This window comes from Mesorhizobium sp. M1227 (assembly GCF_040318315.1).
Taxonomy (GTDB): domain Bacteria; phylum Pseudomonadota; class Alphaproteobacteria; order Rhizobiales; family Rhizobiaceae; genus Mesorhizobium.
In genome coordinates, this window is the sequence record NZ_JAMYLZ010000034.1 from 1 (window position 1) to 14,292 (window position 14,292).

At 64.6% G+C, this 14,292-nt stretch carries 13 protein-coding genes; 9 read left to right on the forward strand and 4 right to left on the reverse strand.

The annotated features are described in order from the left end of the window. Positions 1-292: 292 nt before the first annotated feature. From NKH28_RS27465 to NKH28_RS27505, 9 genes are all read left to right on the forward strand, one after another. A complete protein-coding gene (locus NKH28_RS27465; protein ID WP_352980866.1) occupies positions 293-1,120 on the forward strand; it encodes a helix-turn-helix domain-containing protein in 828 nt (275 codons plus the stop codon). Positions 1,121-1,227: 107 nt separating this feature from the next. Then, complete coding sequence (locus NKH28_RS27470; protein WP_352980867.1) at positions 1,228-1,677, forward strand: SRPBCC family protein; 450 nt, start codon at positions 1,228-1,230, stop codon at positions 1,675-1,677. Positions 1,678-1,689: 12 nt separating this feature from the next. Further along, positions 1,690-2,484 (forward strand): FAD binding domain-containing protein, encoded by a 795-nt coding sequence (locus tag NKH28_RS27475; protein ID WP_352980868.1) that lies wholly within the window; start codon positions 1,690-1,692, stop codon positions 2,482-2,484. A gap of 49 nt (positions 2,485-2,533) precedes the next feature. After that, positions 2,534-3,016 carry a (2Fe-2S)-binding protein gene (locus tag NKH28_RS27480; RefSeq protein ID WP_352684799.1) on the forward strand — a complete coding sequence of 161 codons (483 nt, stop codon included), beginning with the start codon at positions 2,534-2,536 and terminating at the stop codon, positions 3,014-3,016. Positions 3,017-3,029: 13 nt separating this feature from the next. Next, complete coding sequence (locus NKH28_RS27485) at positions 3,030-4,397, forward strand: xanthine dehydrogenase family protein molybdopterin-binding subunit (protein WP_352980869.1); 1,368 nt, start codon at positions 3,030-3,032, stop codon at positions 4,395-4,397. A 1-nt stretch (position 4,398) separates the two neighbouring features. Further along, a complete protein-coding gene (locus tag NKH28_RS27490) occupies positions 4,399-5,403 on the forward strand; it encodes a xanthine dehydrogenase family protein molybdopterin-binding subunit (protein ID WP_352980870.1) in 1,005 nt (334 codons plus the stop codon). A 9-nt stretch (positions 5,404-5,412) separates the two neighbouring features. After that, on the forward strand, positions 5,413-6,309 hold the full coding sequence (locus tag NKH28_RS27495; RefSeq protein ID WP_352980871.1) for an AAA family ATPase: 897 nt from the start codon (positions 5,413-5,415) through the stop codon (positions 6,307-6,309). Positions 6,310-6,535: 226 nt separating this feature from the next. Continuing rightward, a complete protein-coding gene (locus tag NKH28_RS27500; RefSeq protein ID WP_352774446.1) occupies positions 6,536-7,672 on the forward strand; it encodes a vWA domain-containing protein in 1,137 nt (378 codons plus the stop codon). Further along, positions 7,672-8,559, forward strand: a complete 888-nt coding sequence (locus NKH28_RS27505; RefSeq protein ID WP_352503855.1) for an amidohydrolase family protein — start codon at positions 7,672-7,674, stop codon at positions 8,557-8,559. The genes NKH28_RS27500 and NKH28_RS27505 overlap by 1 nt, the downstream gene beginning before the upstream one ends. 218 nt (positions 8,560-8,777) lie before the next feature. On the opposite strand, the gene NKH28_RS27510 is transcribed toward NKH28_RS27505, so the two are convergent. The 4 genes from NKH28_RS27510 to NKH28_RS27525 form a co-directional block, all read right to left on the reverse strand. Continuing rightward, positions 8,778-9,185 (reverse strand): carboxymuconolactone decarboxylase family protein, encoded by a 408-nt coding sequence (locus tag NKH28_RS27510; RefSeq protein WP_352503856.1) that lies wholly within the window; start codon positions 9,183-9,185, stop codon positions 8,778-8,780. 278 nt (positions 9,186-9,463) lie between these two features. Beyond that, positions 9,464-10,960 carry a sugar ABC transporter ATP-binding protein gene (locus NKH28_RS27515; protein ID WP_352503660.1) on the reverse strand — a complete coding sequence of 499 codons (1,497 nt, stop codon included), beginning with the start codon at positions 10,958-10,960 and terminating at the stop codon, positions 9,464-9,466. Then, positions 10,960-12,018 carry a hypothetical protein gene (locus tag NKH28_RS27520; RefSeq protein ID WP_352980872.1) on the reverse strand — a complete coding sequence of 353 codons (1,059 nt, stop codon included), beginning with the start codon at positions 12,016-12,018 and terminating at the stop codon, positions 10,960-10,962. The genes NKH28_RS27515 and NKH28_RS27520 overlap by 1 nt, the downstream gene beginning before the upstream one ends. After that, complete coding sequence (locus NKH28_RS27525) at positions 12,015-14,138, reverse strand: ABC transporter permease (protein WP_352686232.1); 2,124 nt, start codon at positions 14,136-14,138, stop codon at positions 12,015-12,017. Before NKH28_RS27525 ends, NKH28_RS27520 begins: the two co-directional genes overlap by 4 nt. Positions 14,139-14,292: the final 154 nt, after the last annotated feature.

Genomic DNA, 14,292 nt, shown 5'->3' on the forward strand with positions numbered 1-14,292 from the left:
TCGCGTCATCCGATGCTGGCCTCCACTCCAGCCAGCATCTTGAATCACAAAACCGACTGATCCGGAATCCCCTTCGATTCCGTCAAATCAGGAACCGCTCTAGCGCGCCGATCCACCTTCTCCCACAGGGGGAGAAGGGGACGCGCTCCTATCGCCGGGTCTGATAATCCGCCGGTGCGGCGCATGGCCGGCGCCCGGACGTGCACATCCGTCTTGACGCAAGCCCGAACTGCGCCGCACAATCGCTCGCAGCAGGCGAAGGGAGGCCAGTCGCCTGCGGGAGGATATACCCATGACGGAAGCGATCAGGCTCTACTGGGGCCGGTTCGGACATGTTTCTGTCCTGAACGTCGCCAGCGACTTCGTCACCCACGCCCATGTCGAGGCGCATATCATCATCTGGCTGGAAGGCACCGCCGGCGAGATGACCATCGGCCGCGAGACGGTACGGCTTGGACCGGGCACCGCCGCCGGCATCAATTCCTTCCAGCCGCACAGCCACGCTCTGTCCCGCGACGGCACGCCCGGCCTGTTCCTCGCCTTTTACATCGATCCGGACTGGGCACGGAAACGCCGCGAGCTGCCTTCCGCCGCGCCGCTGTTCTCCGCCCCGGCAATCACGCTCGAGCCTTGGCTGCACAAGGCAGCGGCTAACCTCCTCGACCATCTCAGCGACAATGAGAGGATCGACGACATCGCCAATTACGAGATCGAGCGCTTCATCGACAGCGTGCTCGATGCCGCCGATGCCTCCGCACCGCAGACCGTGCGCACCCGCGTCAGCACCATGCAGGATTTCCGCGTCCGCAAGGCGATCCAGCTGATGAAAGCCAATGTCTGCGAGCGTATCTGCTTCGACGACGTGGCGCGCAGCGTCGGCCTGTCGCGGCCGCATTTCTTCGCGCTGTTCAAGGAACAGACCAATCTGACGCCCAACGTCTATTGGAACACGCTGCGCATGGAGGAAGCCGTGCGGCAGTTGCAGTGGTCGCAGGAGCCGCTGATCTCGGTCGCCTGCAATCTCGGCTTCACCACGCAAGGCAATTTCTCGCGCTTCTTCCGCGACCATGTCGGCGTCCCGCCGACGCTTTACCGCGAGGCGGCGCGGGCGATCAGCTGAGCGCCCGTTTTTCAGACTATTTGATAGGCGTTCAAGACGCATTGATAAGCGCCGCCGAGCCTGCCGCCCTACCCTCCCAAGCAGCTGATGTGCAAGGGAACGATCATATGGCGAAAGTCACCATCTCCAGCGTCATCGACGCACCGGTCGAAAAGGTCTGGGCCCGCATACGCGACTTCAACGGTCTGCCGACCTGGCACCCGCGCATGGTCGAAAGCCATATCGAGGACGGCAAGGATGCCGGCATGATCGGCTGCGTGCGCAATTTCCAGCTCGCCAGCGGCGCCCGCCTCCGCGAAAAGCTGCTCGATTTCTCCGACGAGAATTTCCTCGTCAGCTACGCCATCCTGGAGACGCCGCAGCCGCTCACCAACCATAAGTCGACGCTGCAGTTGCGGCGGGTGACGGACGGCGACCGCACCTATGCCGAATGGACCGCCAGCTTTGACGCCGCTCCCGAGGAAGCCGATAAATTGGCCGAAGGCATGGGCGCCAACGTCTTTCAGGGCGGCTTCAACGCCCTGAAGGCCCATTTTGCCGGCCAGAGCCAGGCGTAAAGGGAGCGTTCCATGACGCTTGCATTGCAGACTTTCCCGACGGTGAAGGACGCCGGCGCGGCGCTGAAAGCCGCCGGCACCCGCTATCTCGGTGGCGGCACGTTGGTGGTGCGCGCCGTCAATGAAGGCGACGTGTCGATCTCCGGTTTCGTCAGGTCGACCGACCCGGCGCTGTCGGCCGTCGCCGTTTCCGATAACGAGGTCCGCATTGGCGCTTCGGTGACCATGGCGGCGATCGCCCGCCATCCGGATCTCGCCCCGCTGGCCCACGCCGCGCGCGCCGTCGGCGGCCCGGCGATCCGCAACATGGCAACGGTCGGCGGCAATCTCTTCGCGCCAGCGCCTTACGGTGATTTCACCGTTGCGCTGCTGGCTTTGGGCGCAACGGTCAGCACCAGCGACGGCGAGCTGCCGATTGAGACATTCCTGGCAAAGCGCGAGAGCAATGACGCCATCGTCACTGCGGTTGGCTTCACGCTTCCGAAGGAAGGCGGCTTTCGCTTCCTGAAAGTGTCGCGGGTCAAGCCAAAGGGCGTCTCGGTGCTGAGCATCGCCACCGTGCTGGAACAGGCGCCGGACGGCACCGTGTCGTCCGCGCGGATCGCGCTCGGCTGCACGGCCGACCGGCCGATCCGTGCCAGGGCGGCGGAGAAAGCCTTGATTGGCCGGAAACTCACCAGCGACGGCATCGCACCGGCACTGGCTGTTGCCCGCGACGGCACTTCGCCGCCAACCGATCCGGTCGCCAGCGCCTGGTATCGCAACGAAGTCCTGCCGGTCCATCTCGGCCGGCTGCTGCTCGCCTGAAAGACCGTGGCGCGTATGTCCGCCTGGCTGCGGCGCAAGGAGTAAAAAGATGGCAAAGGTCCCGATTCAGTTCACGCTCAATGGTGCGGAGAAAGCCGAGTTCATCGACAGCGGCACGACGCTGCTTCATGCGTTGCGCGACAAGATCGGCGACACCTCGCCGAAGGGCGGCTGCCACCAAGGCACCTGCGGCGCCTGCTCGGTCATCATCGACGGCGAGCTCAGGCTGTCCTGCCTGACGCTGGCCGAGACCTGCAATGGCGCAACTATCGCCACGACCACGGGGCTTTCGGAAGGCGGCGTGCTGCATCCGCTGCAACGCGCTTTCCTCGATGCTTTCGCCACGCAATGCGGTTTCTGCACGCCGGGCATGATCATGGCCGCCAAGGTGCTGCTGGATCACACGCCGAACCCCAGCCGCGAGGATGTGGTCGAGGCACTGTCCGGCAATATTTGCCGCTGCACCGGCTACGAACCGATCATCCAGGCGGTGCTGAGCGCCGCGCGCTCCAATTCGCAGAACGCGGCTTGAGGGAGTCAAAAAGATGGAACTCCGCAAGAGCTACTTTGCCGACCAGCGCAAGGACGATCTGCACGAGATCGGCCAGCCGCGGCCGCGTTCGGATTCGCCCGGCCATGTCACCGGCAAGACCGCCTATTTCGCCGACCGCAATTTTCCCGGCATGCTGCACCTGAAGATGGTGCGCAGCCCGCATCATCACGCCCGCATCCGCAGCATCGATACGTCAGAGGCGGAAAAGCACCCCGGCGTCGTCAAGGTGCTGACCGCCAAGGATGTGCCGCACAATGTCTACACCATCCTGATCCTGATCCAGATCGGGCCGGAGGACGAGACGGTGCTGGCCGACGGCAAGGTGCGCTGGAAGGGCGAGGCCGTGGTGGCGGTGCTGGCCGAGACCGAGCGCGCTGCGCAGGAAGCCGCCGCCAAGGTCAAGGTCGATTACGAGGTGCTGCCGGCCGTCTTCGACATGGACGAAGCGCTGAAGCCCGGCGCGCCGATCGTCAACGAATATCACGGCCGGAATTATTACCTCTACGACAGCGGCGAATGCCGCAAGGTGCGCTTCGGCGATGTCGAGGCAGGCTTTACAGGAGCCGACCACGTGCTCGAACAGACCTACCAGTCTTCACCGATCGAGCATGCGCCGACCGAGACGACAGGCTGCATCGTCGCACCCGAGGGTAACGACCGCTTCACCTGCTACACCAACACGCAGGCGATGTTCTTCACCCTCGATAACGCCTCGATCATCCTGCAGATGCCCGGCAACAAGCTGCATTTCGTCGGCGGCACTGTCGGCGGCGGCTTTGGCGGCAAGGTCGACGTCATCGTCGAGCCGATCGCCATCCTTGGCGCCAAAATAACAGGACGACCGGTCTGTTTTATCTACAGCCGCGAGGAAGAGATGCAGATTTCCTCGCCGCGCGCCGCCGAGAAAGTCGTCATCAAGGACGGCGTCATGAACGACGGCCGCATCGTCGCGCGCAAAGTGAACGGCTACACCGACGCCGGCGCCTATTCGCGCCATTCGCCCTACGGCGCGCAGAAGGGCGCCGGCCATTATCCCGGCCCCTATACGATCCCGAACGTCTGGATCGACACCTACTGCGTCTACACCAACCGCACCCCGTCCTCGGCGATGCGCGGCTTCGGCGTCACCATTGGCGATTTCGCGCTGGAAGTGCAGATGGACAAGCTCGCCCGGCTGATCGGCATGGACCCGCTCGAATTCCGTTTCATCAACGCCTATCGCGATGGCGACATGAAAGCACATCGGCAGCCGACCGAGGGTGCTGCGCTGATCGAGTGCATGCAGGAAGCCTCGCGCGCCGCCAACTGGCCGGTAGCGGAAAAATTCATGGCGATGTCGTCTTACGCGAAGGGAGCTTGAGATGGCGATCAGGCGCGGACGCGGCGTCGCCGCGATCAACTATCCGACCGGCATGAATCTCGGCGGCGACCCGACCCAGGCGCTGGTCCATTCGACGCCGACCGGCAATTTCATGGTGACGCTGTCGAGCGTCGATCTCGGCCAGGGCATGAAGCAGATCATGGCGCAGATCTGCGCCGAGACGATCGGCGTGCCGACCGACCGCGTCGTCGTCGACACCGCCGACACCGACACCGGCCCGCATTGCATGGGCACCTTCGCCTCGCGCGGCACGCACCGCGCCGGCAATGCGGTTATCCAGGCGGCCAGGGAAGCCCGCCAGGTGATGCTGGAAGTGGCGGCCGAGGAGCTGGAGGTGAATGCGTCCGACCTTGAGACCGACGGCCAGGGCAACATCCTGGTCAAGGGCGCGCCGCAGAAATCGATCTCGATCTTCGATGTCGCGCTGTCGGCGCATTTCAAGCGCGGCCGTTCGATTTCCGGCCGCGGCATGTTTTTGATCCCGCGCTCCTATCCGGAAAGGGAAACCGGCGCGATGAAGCCGTCGACCTGCTACGCCCACGCCTGCACGGTTGCCGAGGTCGAGGTCGACGACGAGACCGGCGAGGTCACCGTGCTGACCGTGAAGAACGTCTTTGAGATCGGCCGCGCGCTGAACCCGAAAATGGTCGAGCAGCAGCTCGTCGGAGGCTCGTGGATGGGCATCAGCCATGCGCTCTACGAAACGACCGAACCCTATTATCCCAATCGCGACCATGGCGGCACCGACTTCAACCAATATCTGATGCCGGGTCCTGGGGATCTCGCTCAAACCGATATCATCGTGCTGGAGAGGCCCTCGGCGGACGGGCCGTATGGCGCCAAGGGGCCGGGCGAAATGTGCGCCAACCCGCAGATCCCGGCGGTCGCCAATGCCGTCTTCGACGCCGTCGGTGTGCGCATCGATACACTGCCGATCACGCCGGAGCGCATTCTGCGGGCGCTGAAGGCGCAAGCCCCGAACTGAGTGCCGGAAATGCCCAAGAGAAGCGCCCGGACTTCAAGCGCAGAGACAGTCGCGACCTCGCCGGAGGCGGTGGCGTCCCGGCTCGCCACCTCGCGCTATCTCGCCGATGAAAGCCTGGCCACCGCAATCTTCCTGGCAATCAGGCTGGGTAAGCCGCTGCTGCTCGAAGGCGCGCCCGGCGTCGGCAAGACCGAAGCGGCGAAGGCGATAGCCGAACTGCTCGGGCGCGATCTGGTGCGGCTGCAATGCTATGAAGGCATCGACGCCGCACATGCGCTATACGAGTGGAACTACCAGCGCCAGCTGCTCGCCATCCGCCATGCCGGCGAGCACGAGGTCGACATCTATGACGACCGTTTCCTGATCGCGCGGCCGCTGCTGCAGGTGCTGAAGGCGCCGGAAAAGCGCGTGCTGCTGGTCGACGAAATCGACCGTTCCGACCATGAATTCGAAGCGCTGCTGCTGGAGTTCCTGTCCGATTTCCAGATCAGCATTCCCGAGCGCGGCACCATTCGCGCGACGGCGCAGCCGATCGTCATCCTGACCTCGAACCGCACCCGTGAACTGGCAGAAGCGCTGCGGCGGCGCTGCGTCTATCACTGGATCACCTATCCCGACGCCATTCGCGAGGCCGAGATCATCATGCTGCGCGCCGGCGACGTCGCCGAGGCCACGGCCCGCGCCGTGGCTTCCGCCGTGCGCGACATCCGCGCGCGTCCGCTGGCCAAGCCGCCAGGAATCGCCGAGTCGGTCGAATGGGCCAACGCCGCCACCATCCTCGAAAAGGGCGGCAGCCCCTGGCCGGAAGCCTTCCGCCGCGCCATCGGCGTGCTGATCAAAGACGAGGAGGATCTATCCTGCATCGCGCCGGAGCTCGGCAAGATTGTCGAGGAGGCGCTGGCGTGATGCACGATCGAAGCGCGCTAGCGCGATACCCCAGGGCTAGTGCGCGACGCTGGCGGGACAGCGCCCCCCTCTGTCCTGCCGGACATCTCCCCCTCAAGGGGGGAGATTGGCAGCTTGGGCGCTCCGCTCAATTCTGCAACGTTGAAGATTGGCGAAAGCCGGCGAGATGTCTGATCTCCCCCCTTGAGGGGGAGATGTCCGGCAGGACAGAGGGGGGCGCGAAGGAATGATGCGTCCGGAAAGTTTGCCCCGTGCGACCACGCCGTTCCTCGGCTTCGGCCGGCTGCTGCGCCGCTACGGCTTCCCGGTGGCGCCCGAACAGGTCTCCGGTTTCATGCAGGCCGTAACCCTGCTCGGGCCCCGCTCGATGGCCGACATCCGCGAGGCCGCCCTCGCCACGCTGGCGCCGCCGCCCGACCGCCGCGACGAATTCGAGGCGCATTTCCGGAGCCATTTCTATGGGGACGCCGCGGCGCTGGTCGAAGGCGAGGCCGACGAGGAAACCCCCATCAAGGACGATGGTGCAACGAGCGAAGAGGAAATCGAAGTGCTCCGCCAAGAGGAAGGCGGCGAACTGTCTTCGGCAAGCGAACAGTTGAGCGTCCGCGAGTTCCATCGCGACAGCGACGGGCTTGCCGCCTTCCGCCGCAAGCTCGCCACCGCTTTGCCCGCGCGCCGCTCCTTCCGCACCGTACGCACGCATGCGCGCGGCAAGCTCGATCTGCGCCGTTCGCTTAGGGAGATCGTCAGTGCCGACGGCGATATCCCCTCGCCGCTGCTGCGCCGGCGGCAGACAGTGCCGCGCAAGCTTCTCATGCTGATCGACGTGTCCGGCTCGATGAAGCTCTACACATCGGACTATCTCAAGCTGGCGCACGCGGCGGTGCAAGGCGCCGACCGGGCGGAGGTCTTCACTTTCGGCACACGGCTGACCCGTATCACCTCGGCGCTGCGCATTCGCGACCGCAATCAGGCGCTGGCCCGCGCCGCTGCCCAGGTCGACGACTGGGACGGCGGCACCCGTATGGGACCGACGCTGCTCGCGTTTCTATCGGTGCCGCGCTTCTCCGCCTTTGCGCGCGGGGCGGCAATCGTCATCCTGTCGGATGCGCTGGAGCGCGGCGACCATACCGAGCTGGAGACCGCGATACGCCGGCTGAGCGCCCGCGCCTTTCGGCTTTCGCTGGCGACGCCATTGGCCGGCGATCCGCGTTTTCGGCCGGCCACGGCAGCACTTCGCACCATCCTGCCGGTGCTCGACGATCTGGTCGACGGCTCCTCGATCGCCGGCCTCACCGATTTCATCCTGTCGCTCGCCCGCCCAGCCCCGGCGGCCGCGGCAATCTGGAAAAGGGTTTTGTGATGCAGAAAGCGATCGACGCGCATTTCCACATCTGGCGCCGAGAGGACCAGCCCTGGCTGGTCGGACCGATGGTGCCGCGCATCTTTGGCCCTTACGAGCCGATCCGCCGCGATTATCCGATCGAGGAATTCCTCGCCGACCAGCAAGGCTCGGGCGTCGAGAAGGCGGTCTATGTCCAGACCAACTGGGCCAAGGAGGATTTCGAGAACGAGGTCGCGTTCGTGCAGAAGACCGCGGAAGAAACCGGCTGGCCGCACGCCATCGTCGGCTATGCCGACATGACCGTGGACGACGTGCGTTCCCAGATCGACCGGCTGATCAAATACCCGCTGCTGCGCGGCGTGCGCATGCAGCTGCACTGGCACCAAACGTCGGCCTTCCGCTTCGCCGCCTCGGCCGATCAGGTCATCGACCCCAAAGTGCGGGCCAATGTCGCGCGGCTCAAGCATTACGGCCTGTCCTTCGACCTGCAGCTTTTCCCCGCCCAGATGAAGGATGGGCTGACGCTCGTCGGCGAGAACCCCGAGACCAATTTCATTCTCACCCACGCCGGCATGCTGACCGACATGGAGCCCGAAACCACCGAGGCCTGGAAGGCAGGCCTGCGCACGCTGTCAGCGGCGCCCAACCTCTATGCAAAGCTGTCCGGCCTCGGCACCTTCGTCCACCACAACGACCCGGCGCTGATCGCCTATATCGTCGACAACGCCATCGACATCCTCGGCAGCGGCCACCTGATGTTCGGCTCGAACTTCCCGATCGAGAAGCTGTGGACCAGCCATGCCGAGCTGATCAGGGCGCACCGGGAGGCGGTGGCGAAACACGGCGCGGCCGCCGAGGCCGATATTTTCTGGAACACGGCGGAGAAGGTATATCGGCCGGTGTAGCGCGCATCCCTTCTCCCCTTGTGGGAGAAGGTGGATCGGCGCGTAGCGCCGAGACGGATGAGGGGTGCTGGAAGAAACTCGGCGGAGAAAATCCCAGCGATTTGAAGCACTTACGTCTCCAAGGCCGCGATCCGTCCAGCACCCCTCATCCGACCGAGCTTCGCTCGGCCACCTTCTCCCACAAGGGGAGAAGGGAAGGCGCCGCGCCGCGCCTCACCTCACTTGACCTCGAACTGCGGATCGACCGGGATCTGCAGCGCGGTGACCATCTGGTTGGTCTGCCCGGCCAGCCCGATGATCGAGACCAGCTCGCCATGCTGCGCGTCGGTCATGCCCTTGGCGCGGGCGGCAGCCGTATGCGAATGGACGCAATAGGAGCAGCCATTGGCGGTCGAGACGGCGATGTAGATCATCTCCTTGGTCAGCGGATCGATGGCGCTGTCGGCGACCATCACCGCCTTGAGCTGTTCCCAGACCCGCTTCAGCGACGCCGGATCATTGGCCAGCCCGCGCCAGAAATTGTTGACGAAGTCGGATTTGCGCGTCGCGCGGATGTCGTCGAATACCGCCTTGACCGCCGGGATTTTTTCCACCTCGGCATCGCTCAGAAGTTTCGTCGTGGCCATGGCTTGGTCCTTTCGTTTGGATCGTTATGCGAGGTCGTTGAATCAGGTCGGGAGAAAAGGCGGCTAACCGCCTTGGATGAATCAGCAATTGACGCGCTGAGGCAAGACCGTAAGGCTGGCCGAGGCCCCTCACCTTCGTCATCCCTGGGCGAAGCAGGAGCGAAGCTCCGTCGCGGAGACCCTGGGATGACGAAACGACGGGCGCCTCGGCCAATCTCCAAAGTGTACGATCCGCCGGCGCAAAACCGTCCAAATGTCGACCTTCCGCGCCCGGGAACCTAATGCACCGCCGCGTACATGATCTTCTCCTCCGTCGCTTCCACCGGCGAGAACTCCTCGACGATGCGGCCTTGCCGGCAGACCAGGATGCGGTCGGACAGGTTCATGATCTCCGGCAGGTAGGACGAGATGACGACGACGGCGAGGCCCTCGTCGGCCAGGCGGTTGATGATCTGGTGGATTTCGGCGATGGCGCCGACATCGACGCCGCGCGTCGGCTCGTCGAAGATGACGATGCGCGGCTTCTGCACCAGCCCCTTGCCGATCACCACCTTCTGCTGGTTGCCTCCGGAAAGCTCGATCACGCGCGCATTATCGTTGATCGCCTTGACGTTCAGCGTCCTGGTCCATTCGGCAGACAGCGCCCGCATCTCCTGCGCGTTGATGACCCAGCTCTTTTCCCGCCCCGCCGCCAAAAAGCCGCCGAACAGGTTCTCGGCGACGTCCATCGTCTCGAAAATCCCCTCGCTCTTGCGATCTTCGGTGACATAGACGATGCCGTCCGCCACCGCCTCGCTCGGCACGAGATAGCGCACCGGCCGGTCGTCCAGCTCGATGGTGCCGCCGCGCAGGAAATCGCGCTTGTAGATGCCGGAGACGATCTTGAATGTCTCGGTGCGGCCTGAGCCGATCAGCCCGAAGACGCCGGTGATCTGGCCCTCGAAGATCGAGAAGGAATTGTTGCGCACGACATTGCTCATCGAGATGTCCTGCACCGACAGCACCTTCTTGCCGGCCTTGCGCAGCCTGGTCTCGTCGCGCTGGCTGTAGAGCTGCCCCGAAAGCGTGCGCCCGACCATCGCCGCGACGATCCTGTCGCGATCGAAAGCGGCGGTATCGTCGGTGATCACCAGCTCGCCGTCGCGCAGGATGGTGATGCGGTCGGCGATATCAAGCGCCTCCTCGAGCGCATGGCTGATGAAGACGATCGACACGCCCCTTGCCTTAAGCCGGCGGATCAGCGCGAAGAAGTGCCGCTTTTCCTCTGGCGTCAGCGTCGCCGTCGGCTCGTCGAAGATGATGATCTCGGCATTGTGGTGGACTGCGCGCGCGATCTCGACCATCTGCCGCTTGGCCGCGCCCAGCGTCGCTACCATGGCATTGGGGTCGACGGGAAAATTCAGCGACTGCAGGAACTGCTGCGCCGAGATATAGGTGCCGCGCAGCCGGTTGAGAAAGCGCTCCGTGCCGAGGTAGAGGTTCTGCGCCACCGTCATCGACGGCACCAGGCTGGTTTCCTGGAACACCATGGCGATGCCGGCTTCAAGTGCCGCATGCGGCGAGGCGTAGGCGATCTCCTGACCCTTGTGGAACATCGTTCCCGATGTCGCGTCGACAACGCCGGCGATGATCTTGGTCAGCGTCGATTTTCCAGCACCATTCTCGCCGAGCAGCGCGTGGATCTCGCCCTTGCGCAGCTCGAAGCTGACATTCTTCACTGCGGGAACACCGCGATAGGTCTTGGTCACGTTCTCCAGGCGGACGATCGGTTCCATCAGCGATGCCCTCCTGAAGTCAGATCGATGGCCAGCAGGCAATCGCCGCCTTTCGAGGCGATGAACAGGCGACCGTCTGTCTCCGCCACGCTGCAGATGCCGTGGCGCGTGCCGTTGGCGCGGCTGTGCAGGCTGAATTGCGGCCGCATCTCCCGATCGAGCCTGACCACCAGCCCGTAGGAGCGGCTCGGCGACCACGGCTTGTGGATGCCCATAGTGCGGATGCCGCCGCATTGCAGCGGCTCGAGGAAGCTGCGGTTGGAGGCGAGTGCCGGCGCGATCCAGTGTTGCGGAGACACTTGCGCCAGCATGTCGTTCCGATAGTGCGTTTCCTGCAGCACGAATTCGATCAGACGGTTGCGGGGCGCAAACAGCGCCAGCCAGGCACCGCCATCGGCGGCGGGCGATAGCCGCGCGGGATAGCCGGGCAGATGCGCCAGCACCGTCGAGCGGCTGCCTGTCGCGCCGTCGAAGCGGACGAGTTGGTGCCGCCAGCTCTCGCCGACCAGCACGTCCTTGCCGGTTGGATGCAGCCCATAGGGAAAGGCGATGTCACCGGCGAGCTTGCGGAATTCGCTGCCTGCCGGATCGCGCTTCCACAGCGAACCCGACGCACCCTTCTTCATCAGATCGGCGGCCCATTCCGACGGCACGTGTTCGGCCGAGCCATTGGCCAGCCAAAGCGTGCCGTCTTCCGCGTAGGCGAGTGCTGTTATGCAGCGGATCTCGGCCGGCAGGGCGGCCTCGTTGCCTGCAATCAGCAGCCTGCCGCTTTCGAGCCCGACCGTCAGTTCGCCGGCGGGCGAGCGCGCGAGCGCGGTGACGGCGGCCGGAAATGTCTCGACCAGAACAGGCGCGCCACCGGCGGCGAGCGCGTAGAGGGCATTGCCGCTGGACGCCAGCAGCCGGCCGTCGGCGACCAGCAGATTGTCGGGCTCGGGCAGTTCGGCGAAGGCCGCAACATCGTCCAGCAGCGTGTTCGGCCTGAAGGCACCGTCGAGCGGCGGGATGGTCACTGCCTTGCCGCGGAAGATGTCGAGGATCGGGTCCAGCATCATGGCTTGGCACCCCAGTAGGAAGCGGGGCTGGTCCAGTTCGGGTCGGCGTCGGCAATCCGGTAGCGGCCGATGCGGTTGTTGAGGATGCCGCCGACGAACAGAAAACCCTTGTGCTCGCGCATCGAAGTCACCATCGGATGCGCGGCGCCCGACAGGTCGCCCATCGCCTCGACGATGCCGCCCTTCTCGTTGAATTTCACCACGCCACCGGTGTTGATGTTGGGGAACAGCCATTCGTCCTGCGGCAGCCGGCGCGTCATGCGCTTGCGCATGTCGGGATGGCGCAGCGACAGGTCGAAGCTCGGCGTGCGCATGCCGAGCCAGGCCATCCAGTAATTGCCGTCTGACGCTCGGTTGATGTTGTCGGGGTAGCCAGGCATGTCGCGGATGACGCATTCGGCAACGCCCGCCTTCGGCCCTTCCAGCCAGTAGCGGTGCACGCGGCAGGCCCAGCTTTCGGCGAAGAACAGCGACTTGCCGTCATGCGCCATGCACACGCCGTTGGTGTAACGGTAGCCGTCGAGCAATGTCTTGGTCGAACCGTCCGTCGGATCATAGACGAGCAGCCGCCCGGTGGCGCGGTTCTCGATCGAGTCCAGCGCCCAGTCGTGCGCGTCATAGCGCTTGGTGGAATCGGTGAAGTAGATGCGGCCGTCCGGCGCGATGTCGCAATCATTTGGGTCGCGCAGCCGCGCATCGTCGACGATCGAGGTCCAGGAGCGCGACGTTTCCGCCGAAAGCCGCTTCACCTCCCGCTCCGGTGAGACCGAATAGAGGCCCATCGCGCCGACGCAGCTGATCAGATTGCCTGTCTTGTCGAAGGCCAGGCCGAGCGGAAAGCCGCCAATATGCGCAAAGACCTCCGAACGTTTGTAGTCCGGCGCGAAGAAGCGGACGATCTCGCCATGCCTGGTGCCGCAATAGAGATTGTCGTCGCGGTCGAGGATGACGTCTTCCGGCCCTTCCAGCTCGCCGAGCCCGATATGGTCAGCCCCAGACAGCCGGTTGTCGAGCTCGTAAGGCGTGCCGGAGCCCGGTGCGGCCGACTGCGTTGCGCCCATTTTCAGATAGACCGGTGCGACATAGACCTCGTCCAGAACCTTGTGGCGGTTCTTCAGCCAGCGAATGTCGATGGTGACGGCGACGGCCAGCATGATGCCCAGCACCATCTGGTTGGTGCCGGTGCCATAGCCCAGCCGGATCAGCCCGTTGGTCATGGTCAGCACGATGATCGCGCCCATCAGCCCCTTGATCACCGAACCGCGGCCGCCGCCCAGGCTGACGCCGCCGACGACCGCCGCTGTCAGCGCCATGACCTCGAGGTTGAGGCCTGTGCCCGGCCCTGCCCCGCTCAGCCGGCAAGCGATGAGGAAGCCGCCGAGCGAGGCGCAGAAGCCGGAGAACACATAAGTCATGAACACGGTGCGGCGCACGCGGATGCCGGCATTGTGGGCCGAGCGCCGCGACCCGCCTACCGCCTGCACATGCCAGCCGGGCCGCGAGCGCGTCAGCGCGACGTGGGTAATGATGGCTAGGATAATCGCCGCCCACACCGCAACCGACAGGCCCCAGAAGGTATCGTCGCCGATGAAGTCCAGCACATCCGATGTGGCATCGGAAAGCTGGACGTCGGCGGCATAGGTGGTGACCAGTATGTCGAACAGCGCCCGCCCGAAGATAAAGGTGACCAGTGTCGTCAGGAAAGCGCGCAGCCTGAAATAGCCGATCAGGTAACCGTTGATCGCGCCGAACAGCAGGCCGGTGGCGATCGAGGCGGCCAGCGCCAGCCACACCGATTGTTCGAGGATGAAGAAGACGAAGACGGCGGAAAAGCAGGACAGCGCGAAGATCGAGCCGACCGAAAGGTCGATGCCGCCGCCAAGCATGACCACCGTCATGCCGGTGACGACCAGCGAGAACTCGCCGAGCTGGCGGGTCGATTCCTGTAGCGACATCGGCTTGAAGAAGCCGGGAATGATCGAACCGAACACGCCGAGCGTCGCCACCAGCGCCAGGAAGGGAATGGCGTTGTCGGTCCAGCGTTTGCTCAATATCTCGCCGACGAGATGGTCGGGCACGAGATTGTAGCGCCAGGACTGGAGGCGTTCGCGAAAGGACATCGGTTGCTGCTATTCGAGAGAAAAGGGAAAAAGGGGCCGGGCTATCCGCAGAACAATCGCCTCAGGTTTGCGCTGCCCCTCACCCTTACCCTCTCCCCGTATAGAGACGGGGAGAGGGGGTCGCCAGCGTTGGAGCGTATCCCTTCTCACCGTC